At 63.3% G+C, this 18,326-nt stretch carries 17 protein-coding genes; 9 read left to right on the forward strand and 8 right to left on the reverse strand.

All coding sequences use genetic code 11. The annotated features are described in order from the left end of the window. Positions 1–22: 22 nt before the first annotated feature. Entirely contained in the window at positions 23–904 is an 882-nt protein-coding gene (locus tag C7440_RS02000; protein WP_017524162.1) for an IclR family transcriptional regulator, read from the forward strand. Here the strand turns inward: C7440_RS02000 and metC are convergent. Next, positions 897–2,090 (reverse strand): cystathionine beta-lyase, encoded by a 1,194-nt coding sequence (gene metC / locus C7440_RS02005; protein ID WP_040548871.1) that lies wholly within the window; start codon positions 2,088–2,090, stop codon positions 897–899. The two genes, C7440_RS02000 and metC, sit on opposite strands and share 8 nt — an antisense overlap. 224 nt (positions 2,091–2,314) lie before the next feature. Between metC and C7440_RS02010 the strand changes: the two genes are divergently transcribed. Further along, positions 2,315–2,782 carry an Lrp/AsnC family transcriptional regulator gene (locus C7440_RS02010; protein ID WP_017524164.1) on the forward strand — a complete coding sequence of 156 codons (468 nt, stop codon included), beginning with the start codon at positions 2,315–2,317 and terminating at the stop codon, positions 2,780–2,782. Between the two features lie 74 nt (positions 2,783–2,856). Here the strand turns inward: C7440_RS02010 and C7440_RS02015 are convergent, their stop codons facing one another. Both C7440_RS02015 and C7440_RS02020 read right to left on the reverse strand, forming a co-directional pair. Continuing rightward, positions 2,857–3,315 (reverse strand): hypothetical protein, encoded by a 459-nt coding sequence (locus C7440_RS02015; RefSeq protein WP_116517286.1) that lies wholly within the window; start codon positions 3,313–3,315, stop codon positions 2,857–2,859. A gap of 32 nt (positions 3,316–3,347) precedes the next feature. Further along, entirely contained in the window at positions 3,348–5,336 is a 1,989-nt protein-coding gene (locus C7440_RS02020; protein ID WP_116517287.1) for a S8 family serine peptidase, read from the reverse strand. A 283-nt stretch (positions 5,337–5,619) separates the two neighbouring features. Between C7440_RS02020 and C7440_RS19775 the strand changes: the two genes are divergently transcribed. Next, positions 5,620–5,787 (forward strand): hypothetical protein, encoded by a 168-nt coding sequence (locus C7440_RS19775; protein WP_157787563.1) that lies wholly within the window; start codon positions 5,620–5,622, stop codon positions 5,785–5,787. Here the strand turns inward: C7440_RS19775 and C7440_RS02025 are convergent. Further along, complete coding sequence (locus C7440_RS02025; protein ID WP_017524168.1) at positions 5,769–6,410, reverse strand: DJ-1/PfpI family protein; 642 nt, start codon at positions 6,408–6,410, stop codon at positions 5,769–5,771. The two genes, C7440_RS19775 and C7440_RS02025, sit on opposite strands and share 19 nt — an antisense overlap. Before the next feature lie 127 nt (positions 6,411–6,537). On the opposite strand from C7440_RS02025, the gene C7440_RS02030 reads away from it, so the two are divergent. Beyond that, positions 6,538–7,005 (forward strand): cupin domain-containing protein, encoded by a 468-nt coding sequence (locus tag C7440_RS02030; RefSeq protein ID WP_017524169.1) that lies wholly within the window; start codon positions 6,538–6,540, stop codon positions 7,003–7,005. Between the two features lie 149 nt (positions 7,006–7,154). Continuing rightward, complete coding sequence (locus C7440_RS02035) at positions 7,155–8,519, forward strand: MFS transporter (RefSeq protein ID WP_017524170.1); 1,365 nt, start codon at positions 7,155–7,157, stop codon at positions 8,517–8,519. A gap of 90 nt (positions 8,520–8,609) precedes the next feature. On the opposite strand, the gene C7440_RS02040 is transcribed toward C7440_RS02035, so the two are convergent. Continuing rightward, positions 8,610–9,248, reverse strand: coding sequence for a helix-turn-helix domain-containing protein (locus C7440_RS02040; RefSeq protein WP_017524171.1), 639 nt, complete (start codon positions 9,246–9,248; stop codon positions 8,610–8,612). Between the two features lie 34 nt (positions 9,249–9,282). Beyond that, entirely contained in the window at positions 9,283–9,933 is a 651-nt protein-coding gene (locus C7440_RS02045; RefSeq protein ID WP_116517288.1) for a cysteine hydrolase family protein, read from the reverse strand. Between the two features lie 134 nt (positions 9,934–10,067). On the opposite strand from C7440_RS02045, the gene C7440_RS02050 reads away from it, so the two are divergent. The 3 genes from C7440_RS02050 to C7440_RS02060 all read left to right on the forward strand — a co-directional run bounded on the left by C7440_RS02050 (position 10,068) and on the right by C7440_RS02060 (position 14,773). Then, positions 10,068–11,021, forward strand: coding sequence for a helix-turn-helix domain-containing protein (locus tag C7440_RS02050; RefSeq protein WP_116517289.1), 954 nt, complete (start codon positions 10,068–10,070; stop codon positions 11,019–11,021). Between the two features lie 112 nt (positions 11,022–11,133). Next, positions 11,134–13,095 (forward strand): DUF4139 domain-containing protein, encoded by a 1,962-nt coding sequence (locus C7440_RS02055; protein WP_165832415.1) that lies wholly within the window; start codon positions 11,134–11,136, stop codon positions 13,093–13,095. A gap of 232 nt (positions 13,096–13,327) precedes the next feature. Beyond that, the gene (locus C7440_RS02060) at positions 13,328–14,773 is read left to right on the forward strand and encodes an NAD-dependent succinate-semialdehyde dehydrogenase (protein WP_116517291.1); all 1,446 of its coding nucleotides are present in this window, start codon (positions 13,328–13,330) and stop codon (positions 14,771–14,773) included. A gap of 32 nt (positions 14,774–14,805) precedes the next feature. Here the strand turns inward: C7440_RS02060 and C7440_RS02065 are convergent, their stop codons facing one another. Further along, entirely contained in the window at positions 14,806–16,155 is a 1,350-nt protein-coding gene (locus C7440_RS02065) for an MATE family efflux transporter (RefSeq protein ID WP_116517292.1), read from the reverse strand. A 111-nt stretch (positions 16,156–16,266) separates the two neighbouring features. On the opposite strand from C7440_RS02065, the gene C7440_RS19695 reads away from it, so the two are divergent. Beyond that, positions 16,267–17,289: a helix-turn-helix domain-containing protein gene (locus C7440_RS19695; protein ID WP_165832416.1), complete on the forward strand. Its 1,023-nt coding sequence runs from the start codon at positions 16,267–16,269 to the stop codon at positions 17,287–17,289. Here the strand turns inward: C7440_RS19695 and C7440_RS02080 are convergent, their stop codons facing one another. Then, positions 17,290–18,159, reverse strand: a complete 870-nt coding sequence (locus C7440_RS02080; RefSeq protein WP_017523596.1) for a VOC family protein — start codon at positions 18,157–18,159, stop codon at positions 17,290–17,292. It lies immediately after the preceding gene. Between the last annotated feature and the right edge of the window lie 167 nt (positions 18,160–18,326).

The raw sequence follows: 18,326 nt of genomic DNA on the forward strand, positions 1-18,326 counted from the left end.
CGAAGATCAAGGGAGTAGTGGAATGGCTGATGACAATATGCGGGCGGGGCCGGGCGACGTCAAAGAAAAAAAAGGCATCCAGTCGGTCGAGGTCGGCGTGCGCGTCATCGATGCGTTGGCGGGGGCGCCGCACCAACTGCCGCTGCGCGAAATCGGCCGCCTGGCGGGCATCTCGGCCAGCCAGGCCCATCGCTACCTGACAAGTTTCCAGAAAAGCGGGGTGGTGGTGCAGGACGTTGCCACCGGCCACTATGGCCTGGGCACCCGCGTCCTGCGATGGGGAGTGGCCGCCATGAGCCAGACCGATCTCTTCACGCTGTCGTCCGAGGCTCTTGACCGCATCTGCGAGCAGTTCGACATGACCGGCCTGCTGTGTGTCTGGGGCGAATACGGCCCCACCTGTGTGCGGCTCAAGCGCAGTACCTTTCTTACCGGTACCGACCTTGGCCTGGGTTCGGTCTTTCCCCTGATTGCGTCGGCGTCGGGCCTGGTGTTCCTGGCGCACCTGCCGCGCGCCATCACCGAGCCGCTGATCAAGACCGAGCGCGAGCGCGCCCGCAAGCGGGGCGAGCCGCCGGTCGATATGGCGATGATCAGGCAGCGCTGTGAAACCATCCGGCGCGAGGGCTATTCGCTCGGGCTGGGCCATTTTGTGAGCAATATTTCGGCCATGGCGGCGCCCATCCTTGATTACCAGGGAAATGTGTCGGCGGTGATCACCCTGATCTTCCGCGACGACCCGGGCGTCAGCGACCCGCCCGACCGTGCGGCCAGAATCGCCGTGCTGCTGAAGGAAACCCAGGGCGTGTCGCGGTCGGTAGGATGGCAGCCACCGCCCGAGGCCGGTGAGCCCGCCGAAAAAGCGGCTCCGCGGCGCGCGGCGCGCCGTGCCGCCGTCAACTGAACGCCGGTTCGGCCGCGTGCACATAGGCGTCCAGCGCCAAAGAAAGGTCGCGCCACAGGGCTTCGGCATCTTCCAGGCCCGCGTGCAGGCGCAGCAGGGGGCCCTGCTCTCGCCATGGGGCGCTTGTCCGCAGGGGCGGGTCGACCGGCAGGGCCAGGCTTTCATATCCCCCCCACGAAAGGCCGATGCCGAACAAGCGCAGGCTGTCGAATGCCTGCGCCAATGCGCGTTCTTGCGCGGCCATGGGCTGAAGCACCACGCCGAACAGCCCGCTTGAACCCTTGAAATCACGCTTCCAGCAGGCATGGCCCGCGGCGCCCGGCAGGCCCGGGTGCAGCACGTGGCTGACGGCGGGATGTTCCTGCAGGCGCCGGGCCAGCAGCGAGGCGGTTTCCTGGTGGCGCTGAAGGCGCACCGAGAGGGTGCGCAGGCCGCGCAGGGCCAGGTACAGGTCGTCCGGCCCGGCCGTCTGGCCGAAGTCGTGGGCACCCGCCTGCAGCGTGGGCCAGGCGCGCGCATTGGCCGTGGCGGCCCCCAATATGGCGTCGGAATGGCCCGCCAGGTATTTGGTGGCGGCGTGGATGGAGACGTCCACCCCATGTTCAAAAGGCTTGAAGTACAGCGGCGTGGCCCATGTGTTGTCCATCATGACGATGGCCCCTTGCCTGCGGGCGGCCGCCGCGATGGCGGGAATGTCGCCGACCTCGAAAGTTTGCGAGCCCGGCGATTCCACATACACCACACGGGTGTTGGGGCGCAGATACGAAGCAATGGCGACGCCCTCGAGCGGCGGGAAGAAGCTGACTTCCACGCCGAGGCGGGCCAGGGTGCCGCAGGCAAAGGCCCGGGTAGGGCCGTAGACGTTGTCGGTGATCAATACGTGGTCGCCGGGCGACAGGAAGGCCAGCAGCGCATGGGTGCAGGCGGCCAGCCCGGAGGGAAAGACGATTGCGCCGTGCGCGTTTTCCAGTTCGGCCAGCATGTCGGCAAAGGCGCGGGTGGTGGGGGTGCCGAAGCGGGCATAGTGGCCGTAGGGGTTGCCGCCCTCGCGGCTGCGCCGCCAGTCGTCGTATGAGTTCACCAGCAAGGTCGAGGCGCGGCAGGCCGGCGTGTTGACCAGGCCGCCGAAACCGGCCGGCGCACGGCCCGCGTGAATCAGGACAGTATCGTCATGTGAAGTGCTCATGAGAAACATGATAGGCCGCTTCATGCGCAGTTTTATTGCTATTTTCGGCCAGATAAGGGGATAATCAGAAATTATTTTTCTTTTTTCTTGTATTTATAGAAAATATATTTCTATTCGCGCGCTGATAGCTTTTTCATACGGTCGGCTCGTCGAGCCACCTTTCAGGCAACACCATTCTTTGCACAGTATCCGCCGCTCCGCCGGCTCACCCGTCAGGCCCCCCCATGGATAAACTCGATCGCCTCATCCTCGAACAGCTTCAGGCTGATTGCTCGCTGCCCATCAACGACCTGGCCGAGCGCGTGGGCCTCAGCCCCACCGCCTGCTGGCGGCGGGTGCAAAAGCTCGAAGAACGGGGGGTCATCCGGGCCCGCGTGGCATTGCTCGACGGCGTCCGGCTCAATGTAGGGGTAACAGTGTTTGTGGCGGTACGCACCAGCCGGCACGACGCCCGCTGGCTCGAGCAGTTTCACGCGGCGGTATCGACCATACCCGAAGTGGTCGAGCTATACCGAATGTCTGGCGACACCGACTACCTGATGCGGGTGGTGGTGCCCGACGTGGCCGCCTACGACCAGGTATACAAGCGCTTGATACGCATGGCCGAACTGGCCGACGTCAGCTCGAGCTTTGCCATGGAGCAGATCAAGTACACCACGGCGCTGCCGCTGGACTATCTGCCTGATTCGTAAACCGCCGGCACATACTCCAGCCCCTCATCGAAGAGGTCGGACAGTTCGGCTGCGGCGCGCTGGGCCACCAAGAGTCAGTAAGGTACCTGCTTGCTGAACTGCACGGGCAAGCCCACCTTGGCGCCGGGCAGCGCCGCCTTGAGTGCGCGCAAAGCCTCGACCGCCTGGGCGAAATCGGCGTACTTGGCCACCGTGATGTCGGTCGGCTGGAAATGCTGCACCGACACGGGACGAGGCTGGGTTTGTTGAATCACCGCCTGGGCGTCGGCAGGCGCTTCGGACACGACCACCTCGTTGCGGCTGACGCCCACCACGCCTTGCGCATTGAGCAGCAGGGTGTCTTGGCTGCCGGAGTACTGGGGAGGAATGACGCGGACGCGGCTGGAGCCGATCTTGTATTCGGTCAGGGCGCCCCATTCGGCAATCTCGGCTTTGGTGAGCTTCTGTCCCGGCGTCAGGGCGAAGGCCGCACTGCTGGTCAGCGCCAGCGCCATGCCGAACAGTCCGAAGTAGCGTCGAAAACTTTTGTTCATGTTTCAGGTTCCTGGAACGAGGGTGGCACGGGTCATTGCGCAATGATGCGCGTTTCGGCAAGCATTCTGAAGCCGTCCGCATCGGCCGAGGGGCAAGGCGCTGATTCAACGAGCTGATATTTCCCGTCTATGAACTTGACCACCTTGATTGCGATATCGGGATTGCCTGCAATGGCGAAGATCTCCCAGTCGCCTTGCGCCGGCTCGCCGTAGAAGGCGAAGCTGCCCAGGGCATAGTCGGCAAACTCGTTGAGGCCGTCCACCTTGAAATGGTCATTGGGCAGCTTGAGCAGGGACACCGTGCCCGAGGGCGACTTGGCGGCAATGCCCAGGGAACCCAGGCAGACGTTGTCGCCCGACAGGCGGACCTGAAGCTGGTCCACGGTCTGGGCGTCTCCCTTGAATGTGCCCAACGACGTCACCCGCTTATAGGGAAACGCTCCGCTGCGCACATTCGCGTCGCCGAGGTCTTCGTAGTCTTCCTCGTCTTCCGGCGGGTGGTTCTCATGCCAGTAGGCCAGAGGGCTGAACTCGGGTACGAGCACATCGCCGGAACGACTCAGGCTGGGGTTTTTCTTGTATTCGAGCGCGATGGACACTGCTTTCTCGGTGTCCGGCACGCCGAAGCCGTACCAGTTGGAGTGTTCGTGGCCGACGCTGTTCTTTTGCCAGCCCAGGTCCATGGGAATGGCCGTGGCGCCGTCATGGATGTCGGCCGGGCCGCCGACGGTTTCAGTGGGCAGGTTGGTGTTCAGGTCCATCAGGCCCCCGAACGGCATTTCGCCGCCTACCGGGATGTGACGGATGTAGTCGGCATCCACTTTGCGGGCCGAGGCGAGCAGGATGTCGCGCATGTCGCGCCAGGTAAGGTCCGGATTGGCGCTGAGCACCACGGCGACGACGCCCGAGATGGTGGGGGTGGCCGCCGACGTGCCGTTCATGTAGGTGTAATCGCAGTCGGCGTTGTCGGGCTTGCCGTCGCGTTCGGTCTGGCCGCGCTGGAAGGGCGTGTTCGCACCCGTGTTGCTGTAGCCGTGTATGCAGCCGCGTATGTCGGTGCTGAAGATGGTGGGGCCGTCGGTGCCGTCTTCCCCGGCGCCTTCGCCGTAGATGCCTTCGCTGCCGTATTCGCCGCCCATGCCGGTGATCCACACTACTGAGCCGGCGCTGCTGTAGCTGCTGGCACTGCCCTTGGCGTTCAGGGCGGCCACGGTGATGATGTTGGACTCCAGAGTGCCGGTGTCGTTCGCCGGGTTGGTGCAGTCGTAGTAGGGCGCCGCTTGGCCGCAGGCGCCGTGCTCGAACGAATTTCCGGCCGCCTTGATGAACAAGGCCCCCTTGCCGTCGCGCAGTTTCTTCAAGCCACGCAGGGCGGCGGTATCGCCGGGCTCGAGGTCGGATTCATACGAGCTGGCTTCGGTGTCGCCGCCATAGGAGGCATTGAATACATGGGCTTTGCTCGACCACGATGCGCCGCCATACGCGGCGGCTGCCTGGTCCTGCCCATCGAGGAAGTTGGCGCCGCCCAGGTTCGCCAGGGGAGCAATGCCCATGACCCCTTTTTCATTCTGCGCCGCGGCGATGATACCAGCGACGACCGTGCCGTGAGGCGCGTCGTCCGGGTCGGACAAGTCTGGGTAAGGGTCGTCCGTCTTGGTCAGGAAATTCCAGGACATGCTGAAGTCGGCGTTGGGCGAGAGATCTTCGTTGTGCAGATCGACGCCCGAGTCGAGCACCAGCATGTTGACCCCCTGGCCCTTGTAGCCTTGCTTATGCACGGGCTCTACGTTCAGATCGATCCCGTCGCCGAAGGTGTCCGGGAAAGCCTTGAAGTAGCTGTCTTCATAATTCTGGGCCCACTGAAAGGTATACAAGGGCTCGGTCGCGCCCGTCTTGCAGGCATAGGCGCCGGTTTCCACGCAGGCTACGGGCTTGTCTCCGTCCGAACCACTGCCGCCGCATGCGGCGAGCAGTGTGGCGATCAGGGGAAGCAGGCCAAAACGCATTGTCTTTATATTCATGAGTCGTTGACGGTGAGATTGTCAGGCCATGGCAATTGCACATGGATGCATGCCGCTTCCGGTCAGGCGCTGCCCCTGAAGCTTTTCAGCGCCTGATTATAAAAGCAAGCAAAAGAATCAATACGAAATAATTACTGTGTTGGAAACTCGCAAATCGCAGCGGCAGCAGCGGCACGTCGGGTACGCGGGGTGCTGGTCTGGGGCGTCAGCGCGCAGGAAACCGCGATCACGCGGCGAAGCAAGCCGAAGGAACGGTCGACACGCCGCGTGCGAGGCCGCGTGGTTGATCCCCCCTGCCCCCCGGAATCGCCAGGAAGATCACCTCGGCGCCCTGCTCGGACGCCTGCCCAGGTATCCGGGCTATGAATGGCGCATTGCCGGCACCGACCTGATACTTATCGCCGTCGGCTCGATGATTGTCGCTGACATTCTTTATGATGTTTTCGACTGAGCGGCCGCAAGCACCATCGGCATCCGCGCCGCATTGGCCTGCCTGGCCGCGCTGTACTCCATTATTCGCGCTATTTCGTCGGCCGCCTCTTCACCGTATCGTGATTCGATCAGATAAAGGGCGGTGTCGATGCAAAGCGTCACGCCCCCGCCGGTGACAACGGTGCTGTTGTCGACGAGCAAGGCCTCGGTGGCCGCCACTTTGGGATAGCGCCGCTTCAATTCGTCCATCACCGAAGGCTCTGGCGGAATGACCAGGTTCTTGGTGGTCGCGGCCAAGCCGTCGAGCACGCCGGCTTCGGCAAGAATCATGGCCCCCGTGCACACCGAGCAAATCGTGGCGCCGGGCACCCAGCGGCGGATGAAATCAAGAATTTGCGGGTCGCTGGCCGCATCCTTCCAACCGGGGCCCCCCGGCACCAGCAGAACGTCCAGATCCTCGATTTCTTCAAGCATGATATCGGGCATTACCTTTAGCCCATTGGACAACTCTACGGCATTCATGGAGGTGGCCGCGCAGCGATACGACAGCTCGGGCACCACTCTTTTTCCCATTGAAAACACGCCCAGAGGGGCAAGGTCTATGGGCTCGACTCCAGGATAAAGCAAGAAGGTCAGTTGCATTGCGGTTCCTCGTGCACGGTTGGTAGCTGCGAATAGGCATAATCCCTTACTTGCCTACTGGACAACATAATCCTACTATTTGCCTAAAGGGCGATCAATAGGGGTATTTGACCGTTTAGGAGGAATCATGGGTACTCAAGCAAGCGAGCATTTCCACGAGCGTCTGAAGGGAGAACTGGAACCCACGCAAAACGGGTCCGTCTATGTAAGGCCGCAAGACATGGAATGGCGGCCCTCCCAGTTCGAGGGCGTTCAAATCAAGGTGTTGTACGAAAACAAGGAGGCCGGCGAAATGACCTGTCTTCTTAAATGGGAGCCGGGCACCACCCTGCCATTCCATAAACATCCTGAAATTGAACAGAGCTGGGTCATCGAGGGCTCGTTCTCGGATCACGACGGAATCTGCCGGGCGGGCGAGTACGTGTATCGCGTACCCGGCTCCATGCACGAAACACACAGCGCCGAAGGCTGCACCATTCTTGCCATCTACCGCAAGCCCAACATCTTCAGGAACAGCGCCGGGTACGACGTCGAGGACAAGAAGCAGATCAAGACCGATCGCCAGCCTTCGACATTCTCTCCGGCCGCTTCATAGCCACATAGGACAAGCAGAAAAAACACGCCTGTACACAATAGTTGCGGAATCGCTCTTTACCGTTTTATGAGTAGTAGAAGTTTGGCTGCAATGTGCCCCATCGCGCCTGGCGCGATGGATCTTCCTCGCGAGCACTCAACGGAGCGGAAATGGACACTCATTCTGCAAAAGATGGTACTGAAAAGAAGACATCCATACGAACGGTGGCTACGGCAAGCGCCATTGGCACAACGATCGAATGGTACGACTTCCTCATCTACGCCACAGCGGCTTCGCTGGTATTGAATACGCTGTTCTTTCCCACCCATGACCCCCTGGTAGGCAAGCTGCTTTCAATCGGCACCATCGGGGTCGGTTTTTTTGCACGCCCTTTGGGCGCAATCATCTGTAGCCACTTCGGCGACCGGCTGGGGCGCCGGTCGATGCTTATTTTGACACTTTCCAGCATGGGTGTCGCCACCATGCTGATCGGCCTGCTTCCCACATACGAAAGCATCGGCATTGCCGCGCCCATACTTCTGGTCGTATGCCGCCTTATACAGGGCCTGGCCGTTGGCGGCGAATGGGGCGGGGCGGTACTGATGGTGACCGAGCACGCGCCGCCCAACAAAAGAGGGTTCTACGGCAGTATCGTACAGATAGGCTTCCCCCTGGGCATGGCCTTGGGTACTGCGTCGTTCTTCGGCCTGGCTTATCTCAGCGACGAGCAGTTCATGGCGTGGGGCTGGAGGGTGCCCTTCCTGGCCAGCGCCCTGTTGGTTGTGGTGGGCACCTTCATTCGCATGCATATCGACGAAACGCCCGAGTTCAAGCGCAATGCCAGAGAGGGCAAGCTGGTGCGTTTTCCGGTGATCGATGCCATCAAGAACCACCCCAAAGACCTGCTTCTGGGCCTGGGGGCGCGCATCACCGAGATTTCATGGATCTACGTGATCACGATCTTCGGCCTGAGCTACGCCGTGACCAATCTGGGCATATCGCGAAACCTGGTGCTGGGGGCGATCGCCCTGGGCGCGGCCGTAGAGCTTATCACCATCCCGCTTTTTGGCGCGATCTCCGATCGCCTGGGGCGCCGCCCGGTGTACATGCTTGGCTGTGTCGCGGCCATTGCCCTGGCGTTCCCCATTTTCTGGGGTATCGAGACCCGCGATCCCGTCACTGTGATCCTGTCGTTCGTCATCGGGATGTCAGTGGGCCACGGCATTATGTATGGGGTGCAGGCGAGCTTCCTGAGCGAGATGTTTCCCAGCAATCTTCGCTACAGCGGGGCATCGCTGGGGTATCAGCTGGCAGCGCCCATAGGCGGCGGGCTGGTTCCGGTGGCGGCCGCGGCGCTTGTGGGGCTGAGCGCAGGGTCGACCTGGACGGTGTCCTTGCTGATGATCGCCATCGCGGCGGTTACCATGCTGGCCATCTACTACGCCAAAGAAACGGCTCCGGGCGTTGTTGCGGCCAAGAATGCCAATGCCTCACAAGACAAGGCCATGCCGCTGATGAAGAAGGTAACTCACTGACTTCGCCGCCGCGGGGCCCTTGGGCCTCGCACGGCGGGGCGCCGAGGCCGAGCCGGCCCGCCGTGCAGCATGGGCTGCGCCGGCGTTTGCCTAGGCAAGGTTTTCGCGCGAGCTTTCGGGCGAATACATGACAACCAGCGCGGTGGCCTCGCCGGACAAGCTGTGGCCGCGATGCGGCATTCTTGAATCAAAGTGAATCGCATCGCCCGCTTCGAGCACGTACTTTTCCATGCCCACCTGCCATTCGATGCGGCCTGTCAGCACATACAGCATCTCTTCCCCTTCGTGCTGGAAGAAGGTGAACTTGTCGACTTCGGCGGGAAAAGAGAACAGGAAAGGCTGCAGCGCATGGGCCTCGGTGGCGTCGCTTAGGGCGAAGTAATCGTAGCCGAACGCGCTGCCTCCCAGGACTGTGGGCCGTTTTTCAGTGTGCCGCACGATGCTTACGCCTTTGCGCGTGGCATGCCTGGCGCGGGACAGAAAGCTGGAGATGTCGGTGTTCAGCGCCGCGGCCAGCCGCGAAAGCGTCGCAATGGGTGGCACCTTCTTGCCGTTCTCGATGCGGGACAAATAACCTTTGTCGAAACCCGCCTTGCTGGCCAGGCCTTCGAGCGTAAGCCCTTGCGCAAGCCGGTGTTCACGCAAGCGCCGCCCCAACTCGTTGGGGAGCCGTGAGCCCGGCTCGGCATGTGCTGGTTCGATCGGCGCATTGACACTGTTGTTGTCCATGCGCCGATTTTACCCCTGATGCGCCTTTCGCAGCTCAAGCCACGGCGTCATAGGCGCCGCTAAGCGCCAGCAATTCTTGGCAGGTCATCACATGGGCCGTCGAGAAGGCAAGTATGGTTAAGGTGGCCTTGTGCACCTCCTGGGCGGACATGGCGCCGTATCCTACGTCCGGGTAGTCGAAAGTCCCGGTTGCGTCCGACAGAAACACCACCTTATAGTTGTGGAACATGGCGTCGCGCGCGGTCGCATGGCAGCAGTTCTCGGTGGTGGTGCCCGTGATGATTACCGTCTCGATGCCCCATTCGCGCAGGATCAGGTCCAGGTCGGTGGCAAAAAAGGCGCTGTAGCGGTGCTTTTTGATGACATGTTCGCCGGCTTGGGGCGCCAGGGGCTTGTAGATGTCGCCGCCCGCTGTTTCATCCACCAGCGCGCTGCGGTCTGCGATAGGCGGATACAGGTCGTCGTATAGCCCCATGTCGCTGCCGTCGCGGCGATGCACGTGAGCCGTATAGATCACCCGCATGCCTTGGCCGCGGCAGGCCTGCAGGGTTTCGGCCAGGCGCGGCACCATGTCTTGCGCCTGCTGCGACAGCAGCGGCGCGCCGGGTGCTACAAAGTCATTCTGCATGTCGACCACGATAACCACGGTTTTCCTGGGGTCGATTGTGTCGCATTGATAGGGCATGGTTGTCTCCTTGGATTGGTTCGGAAGGGGCAAAGAACTTGCCCGCATGCACCTACTCTATTACGGAGCGCTTTGGCCTGCTTGTCTTGAACCGCCAGTTTTCTTCATCTTCAGCCCGTCTCAAGGAGCCCGGCATGAATGCTTACGATACTGTCAACCCCGGCGATGGTTTTGAACGCTGGCATCATGCAACCTGCCGCAATTATTCGCATACCGAGGCGCAATCCCTCAGCGAACCCGGCTTCAGCGCGAGCGTGGCCGTGCATCGGTTCGGGCGATTGGCGATCAGCCGGAACTCCTCGCTTGTGCCGGGTGCCGGCCAGTGGCGCGTTACCCGCGGGCCATCGGATATCCGCCGCGACCATCGAGACGACTTCTTCCTGTGGATCGGCCGTGGCGGCACTGTCGCCCTCGAACAGCAGGGGCGTGCCGTTACGCTGCAGGCCGGCGACCTCATGCTAATGGACCAGGCCCGGCCGTTCACGCTTACCTTCGGCCAGACTTCGGCCTATACCATTGTCATTGTTTCCCGCGAGCTGATGCAGTCTCACCTGGCCGGGGCGCAGGACATGGTCTCGCGTTGCATCGACGGCCGTTCTCCGCTGGCCAGGCTGGGCGCCAGTCTGGCCGAAGAATGCATGGCGTTAAGCGCTTCGGCCGATCCCGCCTGGCCTCATGAGCGAATCGATACGGCCGCGCTCGACATCTGGAGCAGCGCCATCGGCTCGGCCCTGGCCCGCCCGGAACCCCGGGCCGAGAGGCGCGGCCAGCGCCTGGCGCAAGTCAAGGCGTTTCTTTCCAGCCGCCTCGACGACGCAGACCTGGACGTGGCGTCCATTGCCCGCGAAACCTATATGTCCGACCGCACCCTGCTGCGCTTGTTTGCCGCGGAAGGCACCACGCCCATGCGTTGGCTGTGGGCGGAAAGGCTGCGCGCCAGCCGCCAGGCGCTCGAGCACGGAAGATTCCTGCGCGTTACCGATGCGGCGGTGGCTTTCGGCTTCAAGGATCTTTCCCACTACAGCCGTGTCTTCAAGGCGGCATACGGGCAAAGCCCGCAGCAAGTACTGAAATCGCGTGCGCCATAGGCATGCGCCCGCACATATTTTGAATCCAGTTGTTCCAGGCGCGGTAATCCGTGCCTGGCGCCGGGGCCCGTTGTGTATCATGCCTGCACGGATATGCTCCAGGAGACCCGGAATGCGTTTGGCGGCTGTATTCAAACCAGTGATCACGACTCTTGCCGCGTCGGTCATGGCATGTGGCGGCGGAGCCCTGGCGGCCCAAAGCGGCGACCGCATCACTTCCTTTGTGCTGTCTTCTGGCGGGCTGGCCCAGATCGAGCGCCGGGTAGGCGTCGAAGACCAGCCCTTCGTGCAATTGTCCGTTCCCCTCGAGCAGGTCGACGACGTCCTGAAAAGCCTCGTCGTCCACGACCCCGGCGGCCATGCCACCAGCATCGTGCTCGATGGCGAGGCCCCGGTGCAAGAAGCCTTTTCCCGCTTGCCCTTCGGCCCCGAGGCGCTTTCATCGCCCGCCGAGCTGGCGGCGGCACTGCCGGGCATGCGGGTGCGGGCCTCATCAGGGGGGCGCACGGTGCAGGGCAGGGTACTGGGCGTAGAGCCCGCCCGCGAAGACGAACCCGGCGCCCTGCTGTCGGTCATGACACCGGAAAACCAGGTCCAGGCGCTGCGGCTGGGCGCCGACACGGTGCTCGAGCTTCTGGACGATTCCCTGCAACAGCGCTTGCAGGCGGCGCTTCAGGCCAGCGGGCAGCGCCAGGCCGACACCCGGCGCAGCTTGAACATAGGCCTTGCCGGCAAAGGCGCGCGCGACGTCACGTTCTCTTATGTCGTGGCTGCGCCCGTATGGAAAAGCGCCTATCGCCTGTCCACGGGCGAACAAGACCAGGCCAGGCTTCAGGCCTGGGCCGTGCTCGAGAACGCCAGCGGCCAGGACTGGGACGGCGTCAAGGTGACGCTGGTGTCGGGTGTCCCCGTTACGCTGTCGCAAAAGCTGTATCAACGCTATTGGCATGTCCGCCCCGAGCTTCCCGTGGCGGTCGGTGCAGCCGAGGCGCCGCGCGCCGATACCTCGGCCATGATGGAAGCGGCCGATGCCGTGATGCCCAAGGCTGCTGCGCCGGCACTCAGGTCGTTCGCGGCCGGCAGGGCGGCCCCGCCCGCACCCGCGCCCGAGGCTCCGTCCATGGCGACGGAAGGGCAGACCGATGTGCGCTATGAACTGCCCCGGCCCATCACCGTGGCGGCGGGCCAGACGGCCTCTGTGCCCTTCATCGACGCCCAGGTGCAGGCCGAGCGGGTGTCCGTATTTCAGGCCGATCGTGGCGGCCTTCACCCCGTGGCGGCGGTTTGGCTCAAGAACACCACGCAGGGCAGCCTGCCGCCGGGCATACTTACCGTATACGACGAGCGGGGCGGACATCTGGGCGATGCCCAGCTGCCAGCCATTCCGGTGGGCGAAAGCCGCTTCCTGTATTTCGCCGAAGACGGCAAGGTCGAGGTACGCGCCGAGCAGCATCCGCAAGAGCGCCTGTCCGAACTCAGCATCAGCCAGGGGGTGTTGCGCGCCCAGCGCCTGTTGCGCCGGGAAAGCGTCTATACCATCAAGGGCGCGCCCGATGCGCCGCGTACCGTCATCATCGAGCAGCCGCGCAGGCAGGGCTGGAAGCTCGAATCCGATCAGCTTGCGGGCGAAACAGTCACGCATTACAGGCTGCGCGCAGAGGTGCCCGCGCAGGGCACCGCCACGGTGCGTGCCGTGGCGTCGCGCCAGGAACAGCAGACCGTGGCCCTGGCCGACACCAATGAACAGACCCTGGCGGCATGGAGCGCAAACGCCGCCGACGAGCGCAGCAAGAATGAGTTGCGCCGGCTGGCCGATCTGCGCCGCGAGCTGTCCGACGCCCAGCGCCAGGAGCAGATGCTTGAAGAGCAATTGGGCGAAGCCGCCGAGAACCAGGCGCGCGTGCGCGACAATCTGGCGGCCGTGCCCCCCGATAGCGCCCTGGGCCAGCGCTATCTGGCCGCGCTCGAGAAGGAAGAAGACCATATCGGCACTTTGCGCGAGCGCAGGCAGGCCGCGCAGCAAGAAACCGCCAGCCGGCGCAAGGCGCTTGAAGGGGCGCTGGCCGAACGTTGATGCGAGGCGTTTCCCGGTATCGCCATGGCTGCTTTCTTTGGCGGCTCTGCAGGCCGGATCAGCGCAATTCAAGGCCGTTCCTGTCGTCCGCGGGAATGGCGTGTCTTGCTGCGACAGCGTTATCATCGGAATGATGCCGGCATCCCGAATTCGCCGCCCGCATCCGGCTTCCGTGGCGCCGACGCCCCGCGCCGCTTCCCGACTTCTTGAATACACGTATAGGTAAAACGCCATGAGCAGCCCCGCCTACCCCGATACGCAGCTTCTGATCGCAAACGAATGGGTGGAGGCGGCCAGCGGCAAGACCATCCCGGTGCGCAACCCGGCCACCGGCCAGGCCATCGGCACCGTGGCCCATGCCGGCATTACCGACTTGGACCGGGCCCTGGCCGCAGCGCAAAGCGGCTTCGAGGTCTGGCGCAATGCGTCGGTGTATGAACGCGCCACCGTCATGCGCCGTGCAGCGGCCCTGCTGCGCGAGCGTGCCGAGGACGTCGCCCGCCTGCTGACCCAAGAGAACGGCAAGCCGCTGGCCGAGGCCAGGGGCGAAGTCAATGCCGGCGCCGACATCATCGACTGGTTCGCCGACGAGGGACGTCGCGTATACGGCCGCATCGTGCCGGGCCGCAACGTGGCCGCCCAGCAGTGGGTGCTCAAAGAGCCCGTGGGGCCGGTGGCGGCTTTTACGCCCTGGAACTTTCCGGTCAACCAGATCGTGCGCAAGCTGGGCGCCGCGCTGGCCACCGGCTGCTCATTCCTGTGCAAGGCGCCCGAAGAAACGCCCGCCTCGCCGGCCGCGCTGCTGCGCTGCTTTGTCGATGCCGGCATTCCGCCCGGCGTCGTGGGCCTGGTCTTCGGCGACCCAGCCGAGATTTCAGGCTATCTGATCCCGCATCCGGTCATACGCAAGGTCACGTTCACCGGCTCCACGGCGGTGGGCAAACAACTGGCCGCTCTGGCGGGCCAGCACATGAAGCGCGTCACCATGGAGCTGGGCGGCCACGCGCCCGTCATCGTCGCCGAAGACGCCGACCTCGAGCTGGCTGCCAAGGTGGCCGCCGCTTCCAAGTTCCGCAACGCCGGGCAGGTGTGCATCTCGCCCACCCGCTTCCTGGTCCACGGCAGCGTCGCGGACGAATTCACCAGGGCGCTGGCCCAGTATGCGCAGTCGCTCAAGCTGGGCGACGGGCTGGCCGAAGGCACGACGCTGGGGCCGCTTGCCAACCCGCGCCGCGTCGCGGCCATGGAAAAAATGGTGGCCGACGCCCGCCAGCGCGGCGCGCGCATCCTGACGGGGGGCGAGCGTGTGGGCGAAGCGGGCAACTTCTTTGCGCCCACCATCGTCAGCGAGCTGGCGCTGGAGTCGGATCTGTTCAATGAAGAACCTTTCGGTCCCATCGCCGGCGTGCGCACATTCGACCGCCTCGAAGAAGCCATCGCCGAAGCCAACCGCCTGCCCTACGGCCTGGCGGCCTATGCCTTTACGCGCTCATTCAAGAATGTGCAGCTGCTGTCGAACAAGGTCGAGACCGGCATGCTGTGGATCAACCAGCCCGCGACCCCTTCGGCCGAAATGCCCTTTGGCGGCGTCAAGGATTCGGGCTACGGCACCGAGGGGGGGCCCGAGGCGCTCGAGGCTTATCTCAACACCAAGGCAGTGTCGGTGGTCGGCGCATAGAAGGAAAGCCGCCGCACGCAGGGTAGGGCCGTTCAGCCGGTATGGACGGGCGAACCACTGGGCTCTTCCATCTGCCGATATATGCTCGGCCCTAGCGCCAGCTTCAGCCCCGCCCCGCGCAGGCCGTTGAATATCAGGAACGACAGCCACAGGCCGTGGTTGCCCAGAAGCGGAAGCAGCGCCAGCGACAGCGCCAGGAAGGCGGCCGAGCATCCCAGCATGATGAGCATCAAGGGCTTGGTGCGCGTTGCACCGATGAACACGCCGTCGTACAAATAAGCGGGCATGGAGACCAGGGGTGCCAGCACGGCCCAGACCAGGTACAGGCGGGCCAGGCTGGCGATTTCCGGCTGGTCGGTGAGCAGGCCGATCAGCTGCGTCCCGGCGGAGCTGTAAACCAGCGTATACATCACCGAGCCGATCAGGCCCCACACCATGCAGACGCGAATCACGCGTGCAAGCTGCCGGGCATTGCGCCGCCCCACGGCGGCCCCGGCCAGGGTCTCCGCCGCATGCGCGAAGCCGTCCAGGCCGTACGAGGTAAAGCTTAGAAAGTTCATCAAGATGGCGTTGGCCGCCAGCAGGGCGTCGCCCTGCCTGGCGCCCAGGTGCGTGAACCAGGCGAATGTGGCCAGCAGGCAGGCGGTGCGAATGAAGATGTGGCCGTTGATCTGGACGAGCCGGCGCAAGGCGGTGGGTTCGAAGATCTCGATCCAGCGTATGGCGTCCAGTTGCGGCCGGTAGCTGCGCCATAGCAGTACGGCCCCCACGGCCATGCCGCTGAAGTCGGCCAGCGCCGTGGCGCGGCCGATTCCGCTTACCCCCCAGTCCAGCCCATACACGAAAGCCAGCACCGCGGCCAGGTTGACGATATTGATCAGTATCTGGATGGCCAGCGCAATGCGTACCCGCTGGCAGCCCAGCAGCCAGCCCAGGATGACGTAGTTCGTCAGCGTGAAGGGCGCCGACCAGACCCGGCCGTAGGCATAGAGGCGCGCCTGCTCGGCCGCCTCGTTCGACGCGCCCAGCAGGGCGAGCCCGCCGTTGATCAGGGGGCGCTGCAGCAGCAGTATCAACAGGCCGATGGCAACGGCAAGGAGCACGCCTCGTCCGACCGTCAGCACGATGGACTCGGCCTTGCCCGCGCCGAAATACTGCGCCACCACGCCCGTGGTGCCCATGCGCAGGAAGCCGAACACCCAGAACAGGAGGTTGAAGAACAGGCTGCCCAGTGCCACCCCCGCCAGATGGTGGGCGCCCGGTAGATGGCCGGCGACGGCCGTGTCCACCGCCGACATCAAGGGCTGGGTCAGGTTGGCCAGAATGATGGGAACGGCCAGGTACAGGACCTTTCGGTAGCTGATCGGATGGGCGGAGGTCATGGTGGAGTCGATGGTACGCTATTCCCGGCCGGAACGCCGTTTTGCGGATTAGCGTTATCGCTAGTACCGGATGCCCGGCCAACCCTCCAAAATAATCTTATGGAGACAAACGTGATCATTGGGCCAGACGCCAACCGCCGCCTTTCGCCAGCCCCGGATTCCCCCGGCTTGGCCGACGACGTCATGCAAGGCGGCAATATCGGGCAATATCAGCATCTCATGGCCAGCCGCATCGCAAAAATCGAGGCCAGCCGGCAGCCCTGCCAGGACGATTTCAAATGCCGCGTCACACAGGCCACGGTGGGACAGATACGCATCATGCACATACAGTCCAGCCCGCTCGAACTCATCCGCAGCCCGCGATGCATCGCCTCCGACAGCCACAACGAATACCTGGTCGGGCTCAATCTGTCGGGCGACATGCTGGTCGATCATTATCGCTATCAAACTTCGGTCAAGGCCGCCCAGATGTTCCTGCTCGACAAGGCGGCGCCATACCAGACCACCTTCACCGATGATTCAGACCGCATTATTTTCTCGATTCCGCGCAGGCTGGTCGAGCACCAGCTGCCCGATCCGTCGCGTTACTTCCAGTACACGCCTTCGATCTCCGGCGGGATAGGCGGCCTGGCCTACAGCCATCTTGCGTTGCTGATGAAAGAAAGCCATCAGCTCAACGACGTCACCCGCATGCAGCTCATACAAATGTGCCTCGATCTGGTCGTGCTGTCGTTTCGATCGTTCGACGATGCCCCCATGCGTTCCGCCTACGGCAACGGCAATGTGAGCGTCCTGCTGGCCCGGGTCAAGGCCCATGTGCGTTCCGTCTTGTGCGACCCGGAGCTCACCCCCAGCATGGTGGCCGACAGCATGGGGCTTTCCAAGCGCTACCTGCACAAGCTGTTTTCCGACAGCGGCACCACCTTCGGCGCCTGGGTGCGCGACGAGCGCCTGATGCGCGCCCGAACGCTGCTTGCCGACCCGCGCTTCAACTATCTTTCCATCAAGGAAATCGCCTTCCAGCAGGGCTTTAACGACATTCCCAATTTCAGCCGGCAGTTCAAGGCACAATACCAGCAGACGCCCAGCGAGCTGCGCCAGAACGCCTGCCAGAATGTCATCGCTCCAGGGTGATCATTCCTGAACGAACTCATGCACCACGCCCAGCGCCTGCTCGGCGGGCACGTGGAAGCGGCCTTCGCCTTCCACCACATGAAAGCCCGCCTGCTTCACGAGTTCCCGCGCCTTTGCCAGGTCCTTCACTGAAAAGCTTGCGGCCACGATCGAGGGCGACGGCGAAAAAAGGGAGCCCGGGAAGCGCTTGTTGAGATCGTCGGGGCGGGTGAAGCACAAGGTGCTTACCAGGGGCAGGCTGACTGCCGGCAAACCGTCCTGCTCGATAACCGGCCGGCCGGTAAGGCGTGAGTACTTTTGTGCCATTTCATCGGGTTTGTCGCTGACCAGCAGTAGCCTGGCCAGGCTGGTGGCGCCGTTGGGATGGGTCAGGTAGCGGGGCTGGTGCACGTATTCGGGGTAACGGTGGTGTGCCGCCTGGATCAGGCCCTCGGGGTTGATGTCGCTGTCGAAGTGGACGCAGTCGAACACCGCCGTGCGCACGCCGTCCTGGGTGCCGATGTCCCTTTGCAGGGTAATCACGCCTGAATTCTTGATACTGGTCTGGTCGAGCCGCTTGGCCACCACCGAGGCGTCGCCGCAGCCGAAGCAGATAATGTGGGCGCCCTGGAACTTGTCGATGAACGTCGCCCAGCTCCAGTCGAGTGCGCCCGGGTTTACCACGCCCAGGATCTCGATATAGTTGTTGGGAAACACCGCGCATCGATTCCCCGTGGCCATGGGCCGCACAGGCTCTCCGGGCTTGTTCGAGCCCGAATGCACAGAGAGGGGCGTAAGCTGGAAGCCCAGCCTTTCATACAGCGCCGAGGCTTCGTCCATGTCGCGCACGGCGATGCCCAGATGATTCACGGAATCAATGTCACCCTTCATATTCAGTTCTCCTGGTCTGTTCAACAATGGTGTCTGCAACCTGATGGCCACCATAATCCAAGCGCGAGCCAAGGGCTTGTCTTTCCGTGCAATATCGTTTGTTTTGGCGCCGGGCCGAAAATACAAGTTCTATTGCACTCCCAGGCAAGGGGGCATCGACGGGCATC

The sequence above is a fragment of the Pusillimonas noertemannii genome, assembly GCF_003096595.1.
Taxonomy (GTDB): Bacteria; Pseudomonadota; Gammaproteobacteria; order Burkholderiales; family Burkholderiaceae_B; genus Pusillimonas; species Pusillimonas noertemannii.